This is a genomic window from Candidatus Aquiluna sp. IMCC13023 (assembly GCF_000257665.1).
Classification (GTDB): Bacteria; Actinomycetota; Actinomycetes; order Actinomycetales; family Microbacteriaceae; genus Aquiluna.
Map to the genome: position 1 here is coordinate 283,154 of NZ_AJKR01000003.1, position 22,266 is coordinate 305,419.

Below are 22,266 nucleotides of genomic sequence, written 5' to 3' on the forward strand. Positions count from 1 at the left end.
TTGAATAAGTGCTAGTTCGTCAGCAGCTGAAGAACTATGCGATCAACAAAAAGCCTCCCGGATGCAGTGACAGCCAAATTTTGGTTCTCAATCTTCAAGCTTCCGTCCAAAACAAAGGGGTCAATCGTGCTTTCCAAAATACCGAGCTCGGCCAATACTTTTAGAGGAATTCCGGTGCTGGTTCGAAGCTCCAACATCAGGCGCTCCTCGAGGTTGGTCCGTGCATCAATGTATTCGATGCCCGCAACCGGCGAGCCGTTCGCAAGTTGTTTTTGATAGCTCAGAGGATGCTTAGTGTTCCAAAACCGATTCCCACTTAAATGTGAATGAGCACCGGGCCCAAACCCCCACCAGTCGGCGCTGCCCCAATAAGCGTGGTTGTGCTTCGAAGGTTTGCCCCAGTTGGCAACTTCATACCAAGGAAGACCGTTGGCCTGGAAAACTTGGTCCGCGATTTCAAACTTCTCTGCGTCTAAGTCATCGTCTGTTGCCGGCAATTCACCAACCTTGATTTGCCTGGCAAGCTTTGTTCCAGGCTCAACGATTAGGGAGTAGGCAGAGACGTGTCCAGTACCCATTGAGGCGGCGATTTCAGCGGTCCTTCTCCAAGAATCAAGAGACTCGTTTGGAGCGCCATAAATCAAATCGAGGCTGCTTTCTAACCCAAGCTCGGCTGCAGCCTTCAGGATTGGTTCAACTTTGTCTGGGTCATGAACTCGCTCTAGCGTGGCTAAAACCTTCGGGTCGAAACTCTGGACCCCGAGACTTATTCTGTTGACGCCTACGGCGGCAAGTTGCTCTAAATACTGAGGACTGGCAGATTCAGGGTTTGCTTCTAGTGTTATTTCGATGTCCGGTAAAAACCCATAATGATTTTTCAAGCTGGTCATGATTTGCTCGATTTGATTACTGGTAAAAAGCGATGGTGTCCCACCACCAAAAAACAATGTGGAAAGACTCCGCTTCGCGTAGCCCGAGTTCTCAATAACCTTCGCACTCGCCTCTATTTCGGTAATTAGTGACTCGTGAAAACTCGACTGGGAGAGCCCCCCGATTTCCTTTGCGGTGTAGGTGTTGAAATCGCAATATCCGCATCTAAACTCGCAAAACGGAATGTGAACATAGGCGTGAAAGGTTTTTAGGTCATCGAACCTAGGAGGTATTAGATTCGACTCTGGCCACGGCAGTCCAAGCGGCAAGCTGGCCGACACTACTTTTTCTTTTCCGTGCTTGAAGTTTCGTCGGAGGACAGCGCTTTTATAAATGCGTCCTGAGGAACTTCTACCCGGCCGACCATCTTCATTCTCTTCTTGCCCTCTTTTTGCTTCTCAAGAAGCTTCCGCTTTCTGCTTATGTCACCGCCATAGCATTTAGCCAGCACGTCTTTCCTGACTGCACGAACGCTCTCCCGAGCAATAATTCTGGAACCGACAGCGGCTTGGATTGGAACCTCAAACTGTTGCCTTGGTATTAATTCACGAAGCTTTGCCGTGATTTTTGTGCCGTGGCCATAAGCCTTGTCCTTGTGAACAATCGAGCTGAAAGCATCTACCTTCTCGCCTTGAAGCAGCAAATCTACTTTTACTAAGTCGCCCGGGAGATAGCCGGCTTCTTCATAGTCCAATGACCCGTAGCCCTGGGTCTTGCTTTTTAGCTGGTCGAAAAAGTCAAAAACAATCTCAGCAAGCGGAAGCTGGTAGCGAAGCTGCACTCGGTCTTCACCTAGGTATTGCATGTCAATCATCGTCCCGCGACGGGTTTGACACAGGTCCATGATTGTGCCCACATAGTCCTTTGGGCTCAGAATTGTGGCCTTTACGATCGGCTCTTTCACTACCTTTATTTTGCCCTCGGGAAACTCGGATGGGTTAGTGACTATGAACTCGGTGTTGTCCTCTCGAGTGACTTGATAAACCACCGATGGAGCGGTTGCAATGAGAGAAAGATTGAACTCTCGCTCCAATCGCTCGGTAATTATCTCGAGGTGCAACAAACCTAAAAAGCCGCAGCGAAAGCCGAAGCCAAGTGCGGCTGATGTTTCGGGCTCATAGACCAGCGAGGCATCGGAGAGACGAAGCTTGTCCAATGCCTCCCGAAGGTTCGGGTAGTCGCTTCCATCTATGGGGTAAATTCCAGAGAAAACCATAGGCTTTGGCTCGGCATAACCCTTCAGCGAAAGTGTTGCTGGTTTGTCTTTAGTGGTGACAGTATCTCCGACCTTGGAAAGCCTGACGTCCTTGACGCCGGTGATTAGATAACCCACCTCGCCAGCTGCTAAACCTTTGGTGACAACCGGTTCCGGGCTAATCACACCGATTTCTAAGAGCTCGTGCACTGCCCTTGTTGACATCATCTGGATCTGCTCCCGAGAAGACAGCCGCCCATCAATCATCCTGACGTAGGTAACAACGCCTCGGTAGCTGTCATAAACCGAGTCAAAAATCATTGCTCGAGCAGGAGCATTGATGTCGCCTGTTGGAGCAGGCACTCGCTGGACGATACGGTCAAGAAGCTCTTCTACTCCAACACCAGTTTTACCCGAGACCCTCAAACAATCATCCGGGGATCCACCAATCAGATTGGCAAGTTCCTCGGCGTACTTCTCGGTTTGGGCTGCTGGCAGATCGATTTTATTTAGGACCGGAATGATTTCCAGGTCATTTTCCATAGCTAGATAAAGGTTTGCCAATGTTTGCGCTTCAATCCCCTGAGCCGCGTCGACTAGCAACACTGCTCCCTCGCAAGCAGCCAGCGACCTAGAAACCTCATAGGTGAAATCAACGTGGCCGGGTGTGTCGATCATGTTTAGAGCGAAAGTTTTATTGTCCAACTCCCAGGGAAGCCGAACCGCCTGAGACTTGATCGTAATTCCGCGCTCTCGCTCAATGTCCATCCGATCCAAATACTGAGCCCGCATTTGACGGTCTTCAACTATTCCAGTGAGCTGAAGCATCCGATCTGCAAGGGTCGATTTACCGTGATCAATGTGAGCAATTATGCAAAAATTGCGTATTTGATCCTGGTCGGTAAGAGACGGCTCGAGAGCAGACCGTGCGCGTGGAGACAAGTAAACCTCATTTATGGATGAATGTAACTTGGCCATTCTCCCATGATGCTTGCTCGACAGGAGCCAAACTGGTAGAGTTTTGCCTTGTTCGCGGAGATTTACTCCGCAAAATTTTTTGGCCAGAGAAAGTAGAACATGGCAAACATCAAGTCCAAGATCAAGCGCATCGGAACTAACCAGAAGTCCGAGGACCGCAACAAGGCAGTAAAGACCGAAGTCAAGTCTGCAATCCGCGCTGTGCGTGATGCTAGCTCAGCCGGTGATAAGGCTGCAGCTGCCGCCGCACTAGTCGGAGCCAATAAGAAAATCGACAAGGCTGTCAGCAAGGGCGTCATCCACAAGAACCAGGCAGCTAACCGTAAGTCAGCTATTGCCAAGAAGGTAAATAGCCTCTAAAAAAGCTTCTAAAAAAACCGGGCTGATGGCCCGGTTTTTTTATTGCCCAGATTTAGCCATCGCTAATAAGAGTTTCTCGATGGAGTACTCCGGGTCCCGACTTGCGCCCTTTACGTCGAAATCAGTTTGGGCAGCCAACTGCACAAGCTCTATTAGCTGAGGTTCAGTCCAGCCCGCCAGCTCCTTTATCGCACGATCTTGCTGCCAAGGTTGCATTCCAGTGGCAGCCGCAGGGGCATTTCTGTCGTTAAACAGCCTTGCTAGCTGTCTGATCTTCATTGAAAGTGCAGCCGTTAGGGCGACACTGTCTATACCGGTTGCGAAGCCGTGCCGAAATAGCCTGATAGCTTCACCCGCATTACCGGCTAGAGCGGCATCGGCAATCTTGAACGCATTTGTTTCTACTCTGCCTTGAAAAGTTCGCTCAACTTCAACGAGTGAAATTTTCAAGGCGCCAGAATTCGATAATTGATCACAGGCGGCACCAAGTTCACCCATATCTGAACCGAAAGCCGCTACCAGAGCTCTAATAGCAGGCAGGTCGATTGGCGTCTCGAGTCTCTGAAATTCCCGCTTTATAAAATCGATGCGATCGACATCTTTTTTTACCTCTTCACAAGAAACATTTAGGGCAGATGCGGAAAGCTGCTTTTTTAGTTTGCCATTGTGCCCAACGAGGTTAGGAATCCGGACCACGATCGTGCAGTTTTCCGCAGGATCTAGAAGCAGCTGCTCCAAGTCCTCCGCCAAACCCTCGGATGCACTGCCGATGATTACAAGTCTTGGCTCATTAAACAGCGAGGGTGAAGCCAAGCTAAATATTAGCCCTGGAGAATATTCTCCATCGGTAACCTCGTTTACTTCTAAATCTTCGTGACTAGCCCGCAACTTGTCCTTTATCAACCTGGACGCGCGAGATGCAAAGTATGACTCGGGGCCGGATATCAATACAAGGTTGGCGGGCTCGGCCTGATGCCAGCTAACCGTTCGTCCATTAGTCACGCCGTTAGTTTACCCGCGCTTGAAATCTTCCAGGCTTGTCCTTCGAACCTAAAAGCGACAGACCCAAGTTCATCAGTTCTCACTATTATCGAGCCACTAACGGCTGCCTGATCAAGCGCTTTTTTGGTTGGATGCCCGTAAGGATTCTGTCCGACTGAAAATATTGCCACATCGGCAGAGAGTAGTTGAAAGAGCTGACTAGATTGATCGGCGGAGCCATGGTGAGCAACTTTTAGTAGAAGCGGTCGGTTCGCAAGTTCACTCAAGGCACCCCCGGCATTTCTCATCAAGCGAGTTTGACCGGCAGCCCCCAAGTCTCCAAGGGCAAGGATTCCATAGTCCCCACCCGTGAATGCCACTATCACCGAAGCATCATTACTGTCTTTAGCCTCGGTGGCTTTCGCTGTTGGAGCCAAAACTTTCCAATTGAGCTCCCCGAGCTTTCCGCCCATGCCGGCAAAGCCGGTTAGCACTTCCACCTCCGACTGAGCAAGAGCGGCTTCAACCAAGGAAACCAGAGGTCGATCGTCAGCGAATCCTGAAATCACAGCCGTCTTCACTCTTCTTCCATCTAGCGCACCATAGATTCCACCGGCGTGATCCGCATCAAAGTGGGTAATAACCAAAAGATCAATCCGCGAAATATTCAAATTATCGAGACACTTGTCAATCGGCTGTGACTCTCTTCCAACATCAATTAGTGCAACGACACCCTGGCTTCTGATTACGAGAGCATCACCCTGCCCAACGTCACAGTTGACAACCTGCCACTCACCCTCAAAGCCCTGATATCGGATCTGATCAATCGCCGACCAGGACGCCGACATAAGCAGCACCGCAACCAGTGAAATCGATAGACCGGGTCGATACTCAGAAAGGCGACGCTGATACAGCCCTAGGCAAAGCAACACAATGAGTGCAGCCAAAACGATTCCGGCAGGACCCGCAACAAAATGGACTCTGGCGGCCGGCCACGTTGATACTTCGTTGGCTACCAGTGTTATCCACCAGGTCCCAATTGATGCCAGGTAGCTGACTACAGAACTCAAAAACGGAAGCGGATAGGCAAGAATCAAGGCAAGTATTCCAAGGACCGTCACCGGAGCCACAACGGGCTCGACAATGAGATTCGCCAGCACTGAATACACAGGAATTGACGGCTGAAGCATAAGTAAAACTGGGGTCGTTGCCAGTTGAGCTGAAAAACTTGCTGCAATTCCTATTGCGATCAACCTAGGCATAAAGCCAGACAGCCAGTTGTAGATCGGGACTGCCATGGTCAAAAGCCCAACCGTAGCCAACGCCGAAAGAGCAAAGCCGAAGTCTGTCGCTAAACCTGGATCTATGCCCAATAAAAAGATAACCGCCCAAGCCAATGAAATTATTGGCTTTGTTCCTCTTCCAAGCCATAGACCAATAGCGACAAAAGTCGCCATGGTGGCAGCCCTAAGCACGCTTGACTCTGGCCCGACGACTAAAACATAGGCGACCATGACCAAAAAAGCAGTCACGAATCGAGTGTTTCTCGCGAGCCCCAATGCGGCCGTGAGTAAATATACGACTCCCATGATAATTGCCAGATTTGCTCCGGATACGGCAACCAGGTGAGTGAGTGAAAGGGTTTTCATGTTCTGTGCCAATTCAAGAGAAAGAAGCTCTCTCTCGCCGATTGCGAGTCCGCCCACTAGCGCCGTGGCATCAGGAGTAACCCCTTGGGCACGAAAGAGAAAAACAGCGCGCAGCCCCTCGATAAATTCGATTCTTGGATAGGAAAGCTTTATCTGAGACACTGACCCGGGCAAAGCGGTAACCCAGAGAATCGTCCAGTAGGTCGCCGCCACAAAAATAATCACAAAGTTATGGAGCCTTTTATCTCTTCAAATAATTTGCTACCAATGCCGGTCACTTCCAGGAGTTGTTCGATACTGGCAAACGAACCAATTTCGTCCCGGTATGCCAAAATCCGACCGGCTAATGCCGGTCCAATGCCCGGAAGCGACTCTAACTGCGAGCTTGAGGCTCTATTTAGGGAAATAAAGCCCAGGCTTGAGTCAGTTGCCATTTGGGACTCCGCCAGGATCACCACTTGCTCGCCATCTGAGACTAGGCGAGCTAAGTTGACGCTTGACTGAACAGCCGAGTCGGTAAAGCCCCCGGCAGCATCGATAACGTCTCGAACCCTAGAACCGTAGGAAAGCTCGTATAGGCCAGGCTCAACTACTTCGCCAACAACGTGAATAAAAACCTCACCAGAAACCGTAAAGTTTTCACTTTGTTGGACAATCGCATCTTGCACTTTAGGCGCACTGGAATTGGAAAGTAAAACACCGAGCAAGATCGCAACGAGTCCGCCGACAAGATAGAGCTGCTTGCGTTTTTTAGAATCCAGAGCGTTTAGCCATTGAAGTATTTTCTGCATCCAAACAAGATGCACTAAAGTTCAAATGTGCTACTGGCCGCTGAAAACTCTGTCGAGAAACCGCTACTTGGTTGCTATGTTCACAAGTTTTGGAGCCCTAATAATTATGTTTAAAGTTTCTTTGCCCTGAAGTGCCTTTTTAACTAGCTCGGAACTTAGCGCGAGCTCTCGTAGCTCATCTTCTGAGATAGAAACATCCACTTCAAACTTGTCGCGCAGCTTGCCGTCAATCTGAACGATTGCGGTGCCCTTTTGCTCGACGAGCAGATCATTCTCAACTTCTGCGAATTGAGCTAGCGCGACTGTCGGCTCATGACCAAGCAGCTGCCACATGTCCTCTGCGGTGTAGGGAGCAAACAGGCTTAGTGCCTTAGCTAGCTCCTCGGCGCCTTCTCTGACAGCAATGTCGGCTGGGCCAACACCTTGATCGATTGCCTTACGCAGGTGGTTTGTAAGCTCCATGGCCTTGGCAACGCCAACGTTGAATTTATGGCTCTCAATTGCCTCTTTGAATCCAGCCAAGAATTGATGGGTTGCCTTTCGGACCCCTTTGTCTCCAGAAGCAAAATTCGATTCTGGCTTGCTAGTAACATCTTGGGCAATGCGCCAAGCGCGTGCCAAAAACTTAGCCGACGCAGCCGGTGAAACATCGGACCAGTCGATGTCATCCTCCGGTGGTCCCGCGAAAGCCATAGTTAGTCGAATTGCATCCACCCCGTGAATGTCCAGCTGTTCGCTGAGGCGAACCAAGTTCCCCCTGGACTTGCTCATCGCGGAACCGTTCATCAAGACCATGCCCTGGTTTAGCAACCTAGTAAAGGGCTCTTCGAAATCAACCATCCCAATGTCGTGAAGCACCTTGGTGAAAAACCTCGCATAGAGCAAGTGCAAGATAGCGTGGGTCACTCCGCCGACGTACTGGTCAACCGGTGCCCACTTCTCAGCTTGCGCCTTTTCGAATGGAACTTCATCAGAATTTGGGTTTAGGAACCTCAAAAAATACCAGGAGCTATCAACAAAGGTGTCCATGGTGTCAGAGTCTCGTTTGGCTTTGCCACCACATTTTGGACAATCGACATTTAGCCAGTCCGAGGCAGCGCCGAGAGGTGAAGTCCCCTTAGGTGAAAGATCTAGACCTTCGCTTGCCGGCAACTCAACCGGCAGTTGATCGGCAGGTACTGGGACTTCCCCGCACTTGTCGCAGTGAATGATTGGGATTGGAGTTCCCCAGTAGCGTTGCCTGGAAATCAACCAATCTCTAAGCCTGAAGTTCTTCGCACCCTTACCGGTGCCTTTTGCTTCAACTAGCTCGATGGCCTTGGAGATTGCATCTGACTTACTTAGACCGTTCAGTTCTCCAGAGTTCACGATGACACCGTCGCCGCTGGTCGCAATTCCAGATACAGCTGGGTCCTCTTCGCCGGTGTAGACAACCATGAACACCGGTAGGTCAAAGGTTTTTGCGAACTCAATGTCACGATCATCATGGGCGGGAACCGCCATGATTGCGCCGGTTCCATAATCAGCCAAAACATAATCGGAAACCCATACTGGGATTCGTTCGTCGTTTATTGGGTTTAGCGCATAGTGCCCCAAGAACACTCCGGTTTTCTTTCGGTCGGTAGCCAAACGCTCGATGTCATTAGCCTTCTTGACTTCCTCGAGGTAGTTATTGAACTGCTCACGAATCTCTGGGGCTGCGGCATTGGCAAGCTCCTGGGCTAGCTCGCTGTCGGCTGCCAAAACCATAAAAGTCGCCCCGTATAAAGTGTCAGGTCGAGTGGTGAACACCGAAATCTTTTGATCCATGCCTTCGATTGCAAAATCGATGTTTGCACCCTGAGATCTTCCAATCCAGTTTCGCTGCATCGAGAGCACCTTGGAAGGCCACTTGCCCTCTAGCTGACTTAGGTCATCAAGAAGGCGATCTGCGTAGTCAGTAACTTTGAAATACCACTGAGTAAGAGACTTCTTGGTAACCACCGAATCACAGCGCTCGCAAAGTCCCTGAACTACCTGCTCGTTAGCTAGCACTGTTTGGCAGCTCGGGCACCAATTCACGTTCGAATTCTTGCGGTAGGCAAGACCGCGGCTGTAGAGCTCTAGAAACAACCACTGATTCCACTGGTAGTAACTCGGGTCACAAGTCTGCAGAACTCTGTCCCAGTCAAAGCTGCAGGCATACCTGCGCATAGATGCTTTTTGCTGGGCGATGTTTTCGTAGGTCCAAGCTCTGGGGTCTAGGCCGCGCTTAATTGCTGCGTTTTCGGCTGGCAACCCAAAGGCATCCCATCCAATTGGGTGCATAACGTTGTAGCCCTTTTGGCCCCAGTAACGCGCAATAACATCGCCTAGGGCATAGGCCTCTGCATGTCCCATGTGCAAGTCACCAGACGGGTACGGGAACATGTCCAAAACATACTTAGTGGGCCTAGTGTCGTCTTTTCTGGATGAGTCAAAAGGCTTTAGGTCATCCCAAACCGGCAACCACTTATCTTGAATGGCTGTGACGTTGTAATCTTCTTGCAATTAGTGGCCTTTTGCTTAGCGGGCTTATAGGTTACCAATTCACCGAGGCGTCCATTGCCTGAACTAGGGCTAGTGCTTTCAATTGCATTTCAGCGTGCTCGGTTTCTGGTTCTGATCCAGAGGTGATTCCCCCGCCAACCGAAATGCTGACAGTTTGATTTTTGAAGATGGCAGTTCTAATAACCATGCCTAGGTCCATGTCACCCGATGGGCTTACCCAGCCAATCGCGCCCGAATAAGCACCTCTGGGCCTATCCTCCAGTTCCGCGATCAATGCGCATGCCCTAATCTTTGGCGCACCGGTCATCGAACCACCCGGGAACAAAGCGGTAAGGGCATCAAAGCCAGTCTTAGTATCCGCAAGCTCGCCCGCAACATCAGATTCGAGCTGATGAACGGTCGAATATGACCGCAACGCCAATAGCGACTCAACCGTGATTGATTGAGCCGTGCAGACCGATGACAGGTCATTCCTTATCAAATCAACAATCATTAGGTTTTCTGCTCGTTCTTTCTCATCGGCCCCAAGCGAAGCCTGCAAGGCCAAATCGATTTCAGGGTCGCTCGATCTTGCTCGAGTGCCCTTGATAGGTGAGCTGGTAACCCTCACGCCAGAAACTGTCAAAAACCGCTCTGGCGAAATACTCAAGTAACTAACACCTCCGACTTTTAGATAGCTGCAGTAAGGAGCGCCGTGATCTTTTCTGAGTCGAAGAAACAGCGCTAGTGGATCCCCAACATAATCCGCTGACAATTCGGTTGTCAGACAGAGCTGATAGATCTCACCCCTAGTGATTTGATCTTTAGCCTTTTCGATGTTTGCAATGTAGTCATTCTTGGTGTCCCTGACTTCAAAGCTGGCGGCTGTAGCAGCGTCGTGACTGAGCGCGTAGTTGGCCGCATCTCCCCCAGCTAGAGCTAAGCGCAACAGTGCGGCGTGGAACCAATCAGCGAAAGACGCTCTATCGACAAACTCGCCAACAAAAAACATTGCCCGATTGTCATGGTCGTAGACAAAAGCCCTGTCCACCTCAATGCCCGAAACAACCAGTGGACCTTTTTCGGGTAGTTCGTATTCAATGACCCCCACGAATCCCGGACGAAAACCAAACGGCAAGTTGTGATTTTGCTCGTCTTTGGCATACTTCGGCAACTGTGAAGTCTTTGGTCCGGAGCCAATTATCGAAAATCGAGCGTCATGATGATGTTCCCGGTCCAACCAAAACGAGTTTGGTTTACTCCCGAAAAAAGCCACGAAAGTATCAGCCACGGGGCTCCACCCGGCTATGCGTTCATAATAAAGTGGCATTTAATCCTTTTCCAGCCCCGTATTCTAGACAAGATGAGCGTAACTGGAGATTTCTTTCAATTCACCGGCGGTGAGTTGAATCCGATTGACCACGCCATTCCAACCACTCTTAGCGTGGCGGACAGCTGGCTTGTTTCCAACGGTTCAACCCGAGTTATAGATCGGCACTTTGCGCGGTTTTCTGGTTCAGTTACCAAAATACAGCAGCAGGACCTGAGTGGCTTTTTTGACGCCGTCGTGTCCGCAATTCCGTCGGAAGGCGAATGGTTTCCAAGAATCGAATTCCGCAAGGAACAAAACCCTGGTGAACAGTTATTTTTCCGACTCCGTCAAGCACCGGTTAGGACCCTTACCTGCTCTCTATGGTCATTAGACGAGCCAGATCCTCGGGTTGACGCTCAAGTCAAAGGACCTGATCTATCGGTGTGCCAAAAACTTAGAAGAAAAGCCAACCTCCACGGCGCCGACGAAGCGGTGATTTTAGATGCCCACGGGAACGTAGCGGATGGAGCGCTGTCGTCAATCGTTTGGTGGCGTGACGACGTGCTTTGCGGACCGGACGACTCAACCGACTGGCTACCATCAATCACCAGAGAACTCGTTTTCGAGATGGCAAATCAGGCAGGATTTGAAACTGCCTTCGTGAATTCTAAGCCTGAAGACCTAGCTGACTGTGAAGTTTGGAGCCTCTCAGCACTGCAAGGAATCAGGGGCGTAACTCATTGGCAAAACATTCCGCTCTCGAATCTGAATAGGCTCAGCTCATTTCGCAAACGCCTAGCTCTTCTCACTAACTCGTCCCAAAGCGACGACCTTTCGATCGCCTAGCGGAAACTAAATTCAAGCCTCAAGGTAGTTAGCTTTGTCGAGGATTGGCAAAAAACAAAACCATAGTTTCCAAGCAATTTTGTAAATGTCTTAGCTAAGACTTACACTTCTAACTATTCGAACACTTGTTCGAATAGTTAGAAGGGGCGCTAGCTTTGGAAACAGAATTAGTCACCGGTGTCGTGCTTGATGCTGACGGTGCTCCGGCCTGCTTTACTTGGCGCGATGCTGTCTTTTTGACCACATCTCGGCCGGTTCGTTGGTACTCCAGGTCACTCTGGTGGCAACATGCAGGTCAGGCTCACCCCGGTCAGGGTCAAAACCTGGTTGAGACAGAAATGTGGCGCTTGTGGGCGGCAAGCCCTGACAATAGGTACTTTTTCCAGCTAAGGCACCAAATGCCCGGTGACAACTGGGAAATTGAGCAAGCCACGCCCTAAATGAGCTTTACTCACCTAAACGTCAGCTCCGCCTTCTCTGCCCACTATGGCGTGAACAGACCTGAGCAGCTTTGTGCGGCCGCAAGCTCAATGGGCTGTGAATCTTTAGCAATAACCGATCGAGACGGCCTCTACGGGGCAATAAAGCACATAGGGGCCTGTATATCTAGTGGCATAGCTCCGATTGTGGGCGTCAGCCTAGAAGTGACCGCGGATAAGTCGCTGGGGCGCGTTCTGATTCTTGCTCACGGAAACAACTCAGGCAGGGGTTGGTCGACCCTATGCCGCATCATTTCTCAGGCGCAGGAAAGAAAAGGTGGTAAAAAAGATGTATCGATAAAAATTGGCGATCTTGCTGGCTTTTTCAAGGAAGAAACTTCCTGCACGATACTCATTGGCCTTGAAAGTTCTTTAGCTGATGCTGCACTCACCTCCAAAACCAGTGCACGTGACTTAGCAACAATGTGGCGAGAGTATTTTCCAGCCCCGGCTGCACTTGCCGTCGAAGTGGTGAATCACATGACTGAGCCCGGCAAATTAGGTTCAGCACAGCACGCAAAGGCAATGTTTGATTTAGCAAAAACAGTTGGTATCCCTCCGGTAATAACCAACGCGGTTCGCTACATAGAACCGGATGGCGCCCTAACCGCGGATGTTTTAGATTCCGCAAGATACCTAGAGCCTCTGGGTCTATTCATCCCACAGCCAAACGCCCAGGCCTGGCTAAAGTCATCGCATCAGATGGCAACACTGGCTCTGGAGGTAACCGAGGACACCAACGAGTCAGTAGCGCTCCTAAGGACAACAGAACTTCTGGCTCAAAAGTGCTCTCTCGATCCAATTAACGATTGTGGCTGGAACCAACCAAAGACTCCAGAGCAATCTTCGCTTGGGGTGACAGAAAACCCCTTCGAAGTTCTCTGGCAAAGAAGTCACGCTGCAATTAGCTTGCGCTACCCAGGAATCAAGGCAGCCGAACTTGCAACTGTTCAGCACCGACTCTCCAAGGAGTTGATAGCGGTAAACAAGCTTGGGTTTGCGACCTACTTTCTAACGGTTGCCGATGTGGCTCAAATGATTAGAGACATGCGCATAAGAATTGCAGCAAGAGGTTCCGGCGCTGGCTCTTTGATCAACTACTTGCTTGGCATAAGCAGTGTTGACCCGATAGAAGAAGGCCTGCTATTCGAAAGATTTCTTTCAACAGAACGCAGCACCTTGCCAGACATAGACATTGATGTTGAATCTGCCAGGCGACACGAGATTTATCGCGCGATCTTTCGACGCTACGGCGGTAAACGAGTGACCCTGCTTTCAATGCAGTCCACCTATCGAGGCAGGGGTGCCGTCAGAGACGGCGGAATGGCGCTTGGATTAGAAGACCAGCAGGTTGATGAGATTGCCAAGAACATGTGGCGGTTTTCGGCAAAAAACTTTCGTTCAGAAATGTCGAACAAGCCCGAGCTTGCAGATTTTTCCAAGCTCACCGAATCTGACCGCAAGCTAAACCTGCTGGTTGATATAACCCAGCGACTAGACAGGCTACCTAGGCACATTTCCATGCACCCCTGCGGCGTGATTTTAGGGAACTCAAGACTGCTTGACCTAACCCCAACCGAACCGAGCGGGATGGGCTTACCTATGAGCCAGTTTGATAAAGACGACATGGACCCCATGGGCTTTCTAAAGCTCGATGTACTGGGCGTTCGGATGCAAAGCGCAATGGCCTACACAATCAAAGAGATCAAACGAGTCAAAAATGTTGACCTTGATTTAGACAAAGTCGCAAGAGACGATCCAGCCGTCTACAAGATGATCAGGACCACCAACACCCTGGGGTTGTTCCAAATCGAGAGCCCAGGTCAAAGAGAGCTCACCGGCAAGCACCAACCAACCAAGTTCAATGACCTCACAATGCAGATTTCACTTTTTAGACCTGGGCCAATGAAGGGCAACATGATTAAGCCCTACCTTGATGGCAGACACGGCTTTATCCAACCGGACTACATGCATCCAGATCTTCATGACATCCTTAAAGAAAGCTACGGAGTAGTGGTCTTTCATGAGCAGCTGATGCGCATAATGCAGGTAATGACGGGTTGCTCATTAGCCAGGGCTGATGAGATGCGTCGACAGCTGGGTAAGCCAGATAAGGCTCGTATAGTTCAGCGCTACTTCAAAAAGTCAGCCGCCGCCAGAGATTACACTCCCGCCGTAGTTGATCGTGTGTGGTCAATCCTCGAAGGTTTTGGAAGCTTTGGATTCTGCAAGGCACACGGCGCTGCATTTGCAGTCCCCACGTATCATTCCGCGTGGCTAAAAACTCACTACCCCACTGAGTTCATAGCTGGACTGCTGACGCACGACCCTGGAATGTACCCAAGAAGATTGCTGCTCGCAGAAGCTAGAAGATTGGGAGTTCAACTTCTTGGAATTGACGTAAATTATTCAACCAGTCAGTACGTTGTCCAGAAAAGTGGCAAAGAGCTGGGAGTGAGGGTCTCGCTCGGTGAAATTTCCGGTATCTCAAGACCTGAAATGGACCGAATAATTTGCGAGCAACCCTACGCAGATGTGACTGACTTCTATCTGAGAGCCAGGCCTTCGAGGAGAACTCTAGAGCGCCTTGCGCTAGTGGGCGCGCTGGACACAATAGCCGGAGTATCGAACGAAGAATCGATCCACAACCGAAGTGATCTCCTGGTAAAGGTTAGACAGATCAGCTCAAAGGCTGCGCCCAAAATTGATAAAAATCAGCTGGCATTTGACCTAACAAACCTTGATCAACTTCCAGTGGGCAACACTGCGCCCACCAGGCGACAAAAACTTGAAGCTGAAATGGCCGTTACCGGGATGGACATCTCCGAGCACCAGATTCAAAAGTTTCAGCAGATGCTAGAGGAAATGGGAGTTGTGCGAGCAAGTGAAGTCGGCTCACTGAGGAGCAACACCGAGGTCTTGGTGGCCGGAGTCCGGATTGCAACCCAAACTCCACCTATGCGTAGTGGCAAGAGGGTCGTATTTATTAGCCTGGACGACGGATCCGGCATTGCAGATGCCACCTTCTTTGACGAGGCACAACGTCGATGCAGCCAGTTGTTGTTTCAAAATAAGCTGCTTCTAATTTCTGGAAAAACTCGCCGCACCGGGGTGCGAGGGGTTTCAATACTTGCCGAAAACGCTTGGGACCTTCGCCAGTTATGGCAGCAATGGGAGAAACGGGCCTCTTAGTTTTGGTTGAAAATAGAAAGCAATCGAAGAATCTCAACGTATAGCCAGATGAGAGTAGCCGTCAGACCAAATGCAGCTCGCCACTCCATCTCCTCGGGCCAGCCTTGGCTAACGCCCTGGCTAATAACCTCAAAGTCGAGATTCAAAGTGAACGCAGCTAGGCCTACTCCAACCAAGGCAATTAGCCAACCGAATGGTGAGCTGTAAATACTTATGCCGGCAAACATTGCAAACCCTAGGTTTACAAGCGCAAAGACAAGATAGCCAGTCACCGCAAAAGTCATGAATCGAGTAAAGCGCTGGTTTACTTTTATCCATCCAAAACGGTAGGCCGCAAACATCGTGCCGGCAGTTGCAAAGGTTCCAATAACAGCAGTCTGCACAATTCCGGGGTAGAAAGACTCCAACAGGCCACTAATGCTGCCGATGAAAACCCCCTGAACCAACGCGTATGCCATGTAAAGACCCGGACGGACCTTCTTGCTGAAACTTGCCCAAAGACCAAGACCTAGGCCGACGAACATAGCAGGGAAAAATAGAGAGTAAAGCTCCAAGTACCAAGTCGCACCTGCTCCAACCAGTACTGCCAGAAACATGCCGAGAACCTTTGAGGTAGTTCCCGCCATTGTCATGGGCTTTGAGGTCATGCGATCAAATTCGACGTTGACTTGATTCTGGTTCGCAGAGGCTAGTCCGGAACGCATGCTTTGGTTGAAAGCAGGATTGTGAGAGGCCACTTCTACCCTTTCTTGGAGGTATATAACTTTGAGGAAGTCTAAGTCAGATTACTGAAAATTTGCTGGAAATCATGACCATTATTTACGACTTTATGTTCATAAATCGCTTGACAAAAACCAAACAAGATTGGGAGAAAAACTCGCAGACGCAAACTCAGTCTGAGAAACACACAGTGGAGTCCTATGGGAATGATGCCCACAACCACGGTCCGCCTGGGGCTAGCTCACGAAACGAATAACATGCACGCTAGCGGGCATGTTATTCGGCATCCCGCGTCTAGCATGAGGGGGTGAGTTCCCCATTGCCTACGCCCAAGCACTTCCTTTCGAACGCCCCACTCGGCATTCGGGTGGTGGTCAGATACCGCATCGACGGCGGCCTGACGGATGCCCTGGGCGAGCTGGTGGAAAAGTCCAACGGCGAGTGCACCGTACGCACCCGGCGCTCCGACGTTGTGATTGCACTACCGCTAGTGGTGGCCGCCAAGGAAGTGCCTCCCGCCCCGCCGCGACGAAGCCCGCGGGCTACGGTGTCCTGAACGGGCTGACGTGTCGAAAGACCTCGGCATTAACGAAACGAGCTACCGGGAGTGTGGCTTAAGACAGATTGGGTTAGAAGGACCGCTTGTTTACATCGAAATGGACTCCGATTGGAGTCTGCCATACACGGTGGACCTGAGGGGACTCGAACCCCTGACCCCCTGCATGCCATGCAGGTGCGCTACCAGCTGCGCCACAGGCCCGTGAAGTGCCTAAGTCTACACAAAAAACCTAGACAGTTGAGACAACCGGGCAATCACTCCAGAGGCGCTCTAGTGAGTAGAATTCGCGCTCCTGCTCGTGCATAACGTGAACGATTAGATCTCCAAAATCAAGCAAAATCCAACGCCCAGTTTGCCTGCCTTCGCGGAAACGAGCCTTTACTTTTTGCTTAAGTAGCTCATCTTCGATCGCGTCCCCAATTGCCTGTGCCTGACGCTCGTTGGTGGCGCTAATCATCAAGAAGACCTCAGCAAGAGCAAACGGCTCGGTGACATCGAGGGCGACTATGTTCTCCCCAAGCTTGTCAGAGGCTGCTTTCGATGCGGTTTTAACTAGTGAAATAGTCTCTTTGCTTGCTGGCAAGTACTTAGCCTCCTATGGCCCCGAGAATGGTGATACTGGCAAGTATGGCAGTAATTGCAAGAACTAGCGCGCAGACAGCTAGAGCCCACGGCTTCCACCAGCCCTTTCGCAGCACAGATTGCGGAACCACTCCGATAGATGAGCGCTGGTCGATCAAGTCCAGGGCGCTTACCGGACTAACGGTTGATACCACGCCAAAAACACTCTCTTGGCCTTGTGAAATTCCGTCGAGATCAAAACCGGCGGTATGAGCTCCGGTGGCAGGGTCGGAAACGATAGAAATAGATCCGGTTGTGAAAATCTCACCCGTATCCATTGGTAGCGAAATCGCTTCGGTCACCCCCTCCAGAACTATTGATTGAGTGCTTGGTTCAGCAAATAAGTTTGCACCGGTAAACAGCTGCTCATCAGGGGCGTCGATCGCTCTAATTGTTGAGCTGTCTTCTTCAGAAATTTCGACAGGAACTTCAGCATCGGGAAAAGAGGCCTCTCGGAGGCCCCGCCTTGAATTGAGCCGAGGACTGACGGGCTCCTCGTGAGAGGGGAGGGTTAGGTTTGTGGCGTCAACAAAATTCGAACTGTTAGCTTCTGCAGTAGAACCCAGGAGCCCCTGCTCGCGCATCTGTCTGCGCGTCAAGAGAGGAGAGGCGACTTCAAAATGTTCAGATGACTCTGAGGCTCGGTCAAGGCTTTGATCTCGAAATGGGACTTGACTCAATACCTGCTGTTCAATCGGGGCTGGAACTCGTGGTTCGTTGGTGACTGCTACTCTCTCAAGCTCTCTTAGCTCTCGCCTGGTCATGGGAGTTGTCAAGACTCCCCCTCGTAAAGCTTGTGCTTAGCAATGTACTGAACCACACCATCGGGAACCAGGTACCAGATTGGCTTACTGTCTCCAGCGCGCTGCCGGATGTTTGTAGAGGAGATCGAAAGAGCGGGTACCTCCAGAACCGATATGTTGCCCTCTGGTGCTTCGGGAAGCTCTAGCTTGTGCCCTGGACGACTTACAGCTATGAACTCGGCCAAGGGCCAGATTTCGTCAATTTCTTTCCAGGCTAGGATTTGCGCAATGGCGTCCGCGCCCGAGATAAAGACCAGATCTGCATCAGGCATTAGAGACGAAAGATCTCGAAGAGTATCGACCGTGTAAGTAACCCCTGGTCGATCTATGTCTATTCGACTAACCGTGAACTGAGGGTTAGCTGCCGTCGCGATGACAGTCATTAGATACCGGTGCTCTGCAGAACTAACGGCCTTTTTGTGCCAAGGCTGACCTGTTGGAACAAACACCACCTCGTCCAAGCTGAGGGCCGCTGCGACTTCGCTGGCCGCGACTAGGTGGCCGTGATGAATTGGGTCAAAAGTTCCACCCATCACACCAATGCGTCGTCGCCTGGAAGTCATATTGGTCTAGTGGCCGGCCCTGGAGCCCGACTCCTTGTGGGAATGCCTGTTTGCTACGTCTCGGTAAGACCACGTGATAGCAGCCAGAACCAAGAATGAGGCGAACGCAATAAGCCCAAACAGCAATGCTGGAATCGGCAATTCAGTGTGATGAATGATCACACCTTCCTCAAATAATATGGAAATCATATTCTGGCCCCTTCTTCGTCCCTTAGTTTAGCTTCGGACTTGTCCGCTTCCACGAACCAACCACTTGGTTGATGTTAATTCCCGAAGACCCATTGGGCCTCTCGCGTGAAGTTTTTGAGTAGAAATCCCGACCTCAGCACCGAAGCCGAACTCTCCCCCGTCAGTAAATCTGGTGGAAGAGTTGACCATAACTACCGATGAATCCACTTCGGCAAGGAACCGCTCTGCGCTTAAGGCATCGGATGTCAAGATTGATTCAGTGTGCTTAGTTGAAAACTCGGCGATGTGGGACAGCGCGTGATCTAAGTTAGCAACCACACGGATAGCCAAATCCAAACTCAAGTATTCGGTCGCCCAATCGTCCTCAGTCGCCGCAATCCCATCCGGGATGTGTAGCAAAGTCTCCTGGCAGCCGTGGACTGTGACTCCGTTTTCCTTCAATTCTTTGGCAAGTGCTGGCAGAAGTTTGTGCGCTACGTCAGCATGTACAAGCAGCGTCTCAAGAGAGTTGCAAACCGAGGGGCGCTGAACCTTCGAGTTGATAATCAGAGGAATCGCCGTGGAAAGATCTGCTGAGGCGTCCACAAAGATATGCACAACACCGTCGCCGGTTTCAATCACTGGCACGGTGGATTCAGTCACAACTGTTCGGATAAGACTCGCGGATCCACGAGGAATCAGAACATCAACCAGACCATTAGCCTTCATGAGCTCAACAGCGCCATCTCTGCCAAAAGGATCTACTGTCGAGACAGCCGACTTCGGTAGTCCCGTTTTTTCCAGTCCAGCTTGGATAACACTAATCAGGCTCTTATTCGTATTTTCGGCAGCACTGCCGCCTCTCAGTACTGCACAATTCCCGCTCTTAATTGCTAGGCCAGCAATGTCAATAGTCACGTTGGGTCTAGCCTCATAGATGCAACCGATAACGCCAAAAGGAACTCTGACCTGCTGAACCAGTAAGCCGTTCGCTAGTGTCATGCCCCGAACCGACTCTCCGATTGGATCATCTAGTTGGGCTATTTTCCTGAGAGCAACGGCTAGCGATGACACTCTTGCCTCGTCGAGGCGCAATCTATCCTGGAGGGCGAGGCTTACGCCATTTGTCTCTGCGGCGGCCATATCGAGCTGGTTTGCCGCAATTATCAATTTTGAATTCTTTTCAAGCTCCGACGCGATGGTTTCAAGCGCCTGATTCTTCACAGAGCTGTTTGCTCGACCCATGGCAGCCGAAGCGGCCTTGGCCTCTTGCAAAAGTTGCTGGATGCTCATCCTAAAATCCTAGCTCTTAGGTCCTGGCTCAAACCAGGTGTGCTTGCAGTCACCGTCAATCAGCTCACCGACGCTCTGGCTGGATGTCAGGATCACTCCAACCGAGGACTCCGTTGCCAATTTGGCAGCTGACAGTTTTGTCAGTGCGCCCCCGGTTCCATATCCTGTCGAGGTGCCAGACACCTCTACCCAAGACAGGTCTGCACCGAAAACCACAACGGGAATATGCTCTGAGCCGTCCTCCTGTGGAGGCTTGGTGTAGAGGCCATCGATGTCGCTAAGGAGGATCATGAGGTCAACCTTCGCCAACCTCGAGACCCTGGCCGCCAATTGATCATTGTCGCCAAATCGGATCTCATTTGTTGCCACCGAATCGTTCTCATTGATTATCGGTAAGACCTTTATCTCTAGGAGCCTCTCGAGTGCGCGCAGCGCATTCAGCGAGGTAACTTCCTGGTCCAAGTTCTCGACCGTTAGAAGTATTTGACCAGGCATTAGATTGTGACGCTCAAGAGACTTTTCGTATCGGCTCATTAGCTTCGCTTGACCAATGCTGGCTAGAGCTTGCGATGTTGGCAGGTCCTCGGCCTTGACTGTGAGACCAATAAACGGCGCAGCAGTTGCGATTGCGCCGGAGCTGACCACGATTACGTCTTTACCAAGAGCTATCAGCGCAGCGCTTAGATCAACAATCTCGTCTAGATTGGAATGATTTGCACCTGTTATCGAGCTTGATCCAACCTTTATAAGAATTCTGCTGGCTGATGCAATGCGCTCGGAGGTTTTCACTCTTGGTCTTCTTCTACGAAGACGCTGGCCTCTCGAACAGCAGCACGTTCTTCGCGGCCCTTGGCTCGCTGATCCATCATTGCGTAGTATTCGCCACGTCGTTGTTCATTCGTTCTGCGCTTTTCGTCTTCTCCTAGGCCAATACCGTCGGCCAACTCTGCGACTGAATCAATCAATGGATCCCAGTCAAAAACGACGCCATTTTCTTCACCGATGATTACGGTGGAACCCCTCTTCGCACCTTTTCTCACAAGCTCGTCCTCTATGCCGATCTTCTGAAGACGCTCAGCCAGATATCCAACCGCCTCTGTGTTTCCAAAATGCGTTTGTGCAACCCACCGCTCTGGCTTGGTGCCGATGATTCGAAACACGTCCTCACCGGAGATTGACTCTTTTCGCACTATGTAACTCGAGTCCTCGGCCTTGGTTGGGATTAATGAGAATCGCTTCTGAGCTCCCACAACCTTGCCCTCACGCTCCTTTTGAACAACCGCGCTAAGAGCGAAGTTCAGTTCTTTCAAGCCCTCGTGAGTGGCAGTTGAGACAGCGAAGACTGGATACCCCATGGCCTGCAGTTCCTCTGTGACAAAAGCCGCCAATTCCTTAGCATCGGGAATGTCGATTTTATTCAAGGCAATCAACTGAGGTCGCTCATGCAGAGGCGTCTGCCCCTCGGGCACCTGGTAATCACGAAGTTCACCGAGGATGACCTTCAGGTCGGTTAGTGGATCCCTGCCCGGCTCCATGGTGGCACAATCGATAACGTGAAGCAGCGCGCTGCATCTTTCCACGTGCCTCAAAAACTCAAGGCCTAGGCCTTTTCCTTGGCTTGCACCCTCTATGAGACCCGGTACGTCAGCAACGGTATATCTTTGCTCTCCAGCCTGAACGACGCCAAGGTTTGGGTGAAGAGTAGTGAATGGATAATCTGCAATTTTTGGACGAGCTGAGCTCATCGAGGCAATCAGAGAACTCTTGCCAGCACTTGGGAATCCCACAAAAGCGATGTCAGCGACAACCTTGAGCTCGAGGATTACCTCGCCCTTCCAGCCGGGCACACCTAAGAGGTGAAAACCAGGTGCAATTCTTTTCTGGTTAGACAGTGCATCATTGCCGAGGCCACCCTGTCCGCCCTGGGCAACGACGATTTCCATTCCAACTGAGTCCAGATCGGCCAGCAATTTGCCACGAGCATCTTTTACGACGGTTCCTACCGGAACCTTTAGAACAATGTCTCCGCCGTGCGCGCCGTTACGATAATCGCCAGCTCCAGCTGTTCCATTTAGCCCAGTACGGTGTGGACGGTGGTGGTAGTCAAGAAGTGTGGTGGTGTTGACGTCTGAAATAAGCGAAATAGTTCCGCCATCGCCGCCATTGGCTCCGTCAGGACCAGCAAGTGGCTTGAATTTTTCACGTTTGGTACTAGTACACCCATCTCCGCCGTTTCCCGCGGATAGGTGCAGGGTTACTTGATCAACAAATGTGACCATTCTTCCCTCCCTACAAAAAAAGACGAACCTGGTCCAGGT

The 22,266-nt window shown here is 50.9% G+C and carries 20 protein-coding genes and 1 tRNA gene; 5 read left to right on the forward strand and 16 right to left on the reverse strand.

Translation table 11 applies throughout. The features are described from left to right. Positions 1 to 11: 11 nt before the first annotated feature. Positions 12 to 1,211 carry a radical SAM family heme chaperone HemW gene (gene hemW / locus IMCC13023_RS05160; RefSeq protein ID WP_007541993.1) on the reverse strand — a complete coding sequence of 400 codons (1,200 nt, stop codon included), beginning with the start codon at positions 1,209 to 1,211 and terminating at the stop codon, positions 12 to 14. Next, positions 1,211 to 3,067, reverse strand: coding sequence for a translation elongation factor 4 (lepA, locus tag IMCC13023_RS05165; RefSeq protein WP_040325406.1), 1,857 nt, complete (start codon positions 3,065 to 3,067; stop codon positions 1,211 to 1,213). Before lepA ends, hemW begins: the two co-directional genes overlap by 1 nt. A 135-nt stretch (positions 3,068 to 3,202) precedes the next feature. On the opposite strand from lepA, the gene rpsT reads away from it, so the two are divergent. After that, positions 3,203 to 3,463, forward strand: coding sequence for a 30S ribosomal protein S20 (gene rpsT / locus IMCC13023_RS05170; protein ID WP_007541997.1), 261 nt, complete (start codon positions 3,203 to 3,205; stop codon positions 3,461 to 3,463). Positions 3,464 to 3,502: 39 nt separating this feature from the next. Here the strand turns inward: rpsT and holA are convergent, their stop codons facing one another. The 5 genes from holA to IMCC13023_RS05195 all read right to left on the reverse strand — a co-directional run bounded on the left by holA (position 3,503) and on the right by IMCC13023_RS05195 (position 10,722). Next, the gene (gene holA, locus IMCC13023_RS05175; RefSeq protein WP_040325242.1) at positions 3,503 to 4,465 is read right to left on the reverse strand and encodes a DNA polymerase III subunit delta; all 963 of its coding nucleotides are present in this window, start codon (positions 4,463 to 4,465) and stop codon (positions 3,503 to 3,505) included. Then, complete coding sequence (locus tag IMCC13023_RS05180; RefSeq protein ID WP_007542001.1) at positions 4,462 to 6,318, reverse strand: ComEC/Rec2 family competence protein; 1,857 nt, start codon at positions 6,316 to 6,318, stop codon at positions 4,462 to 4,464. Before IMCC13023_RS05180 ends, holA begins: the two co-directional genes overlap by 4 nt. Continuing rightward, a complete protein-coding gene (locus IMCC13023_RS05185; RefSeq protein ID WP_007542002.1) occupies positions 6,315 to 6,884 on the reverse strand; it encodes a ComEA family DNA-binding protein in 570 nt (189 codons plus the stop codon). Before IMCC13023_RS05185 ends, IMCC13023_RS05180 begins: the two co-directional genes overlap by 4 nt. 63 nt (positions 6,885 to 6,947) lie before the next feature. After that, positions 6,948 to 9,413: a leucine--tRNA ligase gene (gene leuS / locus IMCC13023_RS05190; protein ID WP_007542008.1), complete on the reverse strand. Its 2,466-nt coding sequence runs from the start codon at positions 9,411 to 9,413 to the stop codon at positions 6,948 to 6,950. A gap of 31 nt (positions 9,414 to 9,444) precedes the next feature. Next, positions 9,445 to 10,722 carry an anthranilate synthase component I family protein gene (locus tag IMCC13023_RS05195; protein ID WP_081478860.1) on the reverse strand — a complete coding sequence of 426 codons (1,278 nt, stop codon included), beginning with the start codon at positions 10,720 to 10,722 and terminating at the stop codon, positions 9,445 to 9,447. 33 nt (positions 10,723 to 10,755) lie between these two features. Here IMCC13023_RS05195 and IMCC13023_RS05200 point away from each other — a divergent pair, with 33 nt between their 5' ends. The 3 genes from IMCC13023_RS05200 (at position 10,756) to IMCC13023_RS05210 (ending at position 15,221) form a co-directional block, all read left to right on the forward strand. Next, complete coding sequence (locus tag IMCC13023_RS05200) at positions 10,756 to 11,550, forward strand: aminotransferase class IV (RefSeq protein ID WP_050816756.1); 795 nt, start codon at positions 10,756 to 10,758, stop codon at positions 11,548 to 11,550. A 155-nt stretch (positions 11,551 to 11,705) separates the two neighbouring features. Further along, the gene (locus IMCC13023_RS05205) at positions 11,706 to 11,990 is read left to right on the forward strand and encodes a hypothetical protein (protein ID WP_007542011.1); all 285 of its coding nucleotides are present in this window, start codon (positions 11,706 to 11,708) and stop codon (positions 11,988 to 11,990) included. Beyond that, on the forward strand, positions 11,991 to 15,221 hold the full coding sequence (locus IMCC13023_RS05210) for a DNA polymerase III subunit alpha (protein ID WP_007542014.1): 3,231 nt from the start codon (positions 11,991 to 11,993) through the stop codon (positions 15,219 to 15,221). It begins immediately after the preceding gene. Here IMCC13023_RS05210 and IMCC13023_RS05215 read toward each other — a convergent pair. After that, positions 15,218 to 15,958, reverse strand: a complete 741-nt coding sequence (locus IMCC13023_RS05215; protein WP_050816757.1) for a Bax inhibitor-1/YccA family protein — start codon at positions 15,956 to 15,958, stop codon at positions 15,218 to 15,220. The two genes, IMCC13023_RS05210 and IMCC13023_RS05215, sit on opposite strands and share 4 nt — an antisense overlap. A 290-nt stretch (positions 15,959 to 16,248) precedes the next feature. Between IMCC13023_RS05215 and IMCC13023_RS07450 the strand changes: the two genes are divergently transcribed. Next, positions 16,249 to 16,497, forward strand: a complete 249-nt coding sequence (locus IMCC13023_RS07450) for a putative acetyltransferase (protein WP_502685263.1) — start codon at positions 16,249 to 16,251, stop codon at positions 16,495 to 16,497. Positions 16,498 to 16,628: 131 nt separating this feature from the next. Here the strand turns inward: IMCC13023_RS07450 and IMCC13023_RS05220 are convergent. From IMCC13023_RS05220 to obgE, 8 genes are all read right to left on the reverse strand, one after another. After that, positions 16,629 to 16,701 (reverse strand) — tRNA-Ala (locus tag IMCC13023_RS05220). Between the two features lie 28 nt (positions 16,702 to 16,729). After that, entirely contained in the window at positions 16,730 to 17,083 is a 354-nt protein-coding gene (rsfS, locus tag IMCC13023_RS05225) for a ribosome silencing factor (RefSeq protein ID WP_007542021.1), read from the reverse strand. Positions 17,084 to 17,087: 4 nt separating this feature from the next. After that, positions 17,088 to 17,885 carry a hypothetical protein gene (locus tag IMCC13023_RS05230; RefSeq protein ID WP_007542023.1) on the reverse strand — a complete coding sequence of 266 codons (798 nt, stop codon included), beginning with the start codon at positions 17,883 to 17,885 and terminating at the stop codon, positions 17,088 to 17,090. Positions 17,886 to 17,893: 8 nt separating this feature from the next. Continuing rightward, positions 17,894 to 18,487, reverse strand: a complete 594-nt coding sequence (gene nadD, locus IMCC13023_RS05235) for a nicotinate-nucleotide adenylyltransferase (RefSeq protein ID WP_040325246.1) — start codon at positions 18,485 to 18,487, stop codon at positions 17,894 to 17,896. A 6-nt stretch (positions 18,488 to 18,493) separates the two neighbouring features. Next, the gene (locus IMCC13023_RS05240; RefSeq protein WP_007542031.1) at positions 18,494 to 18,676 is read right to left on the reverse strand and encodes a hypothetical protein; all 183 of its coding nucleotides are present in this window, start codon (positions 18,674 to 18,676) and stop codon (positions 18,494 to 18,496) included. A gap of 27 nt (positions 18,677 to 18,703) precedes the next feature. Continuing rightward, positions 18,704 to 19,948, reverse strand: coding sequence for a glutamate-5-semialdehyde dehydrogenase (locus IMCC13023_RS05245; protein WP_007542032.1), 1,245 nt, complete (start codon positions 19,946 to 19,948; stop codon positions 18,704 to 18,706). 9 nt (positions 19,949 to 19,957) lie between these two features. Continuing rightward, positions 19,958 to 20,737: a glutamate 5-kinase gene (gene proB, locus IMCC13023_RS05250; protein WP_007542033.1), complete on the reverse strand. Its 780-nt coding sequence runs from the start codon at positions 20,735 to 20,737 to the stop codon at positions 19,958 to 19,960. Beyond that, positions 20,734 to 22,227, reverse strand: a complete 1,494-nt coding sequence (gene obgE / locus IMCC13023_RS05255; protein WP_007542034.1) for a GTPase ObgE — start codon at positions 22,225 to 22,227, stop codon at positions 20,734 to 20,736. Before obgE ends, proB begins: the two co-directional genes overlap by 4 nt. Positions 22,228 to 22,266 lie beyond the last annotated feature (39 nt).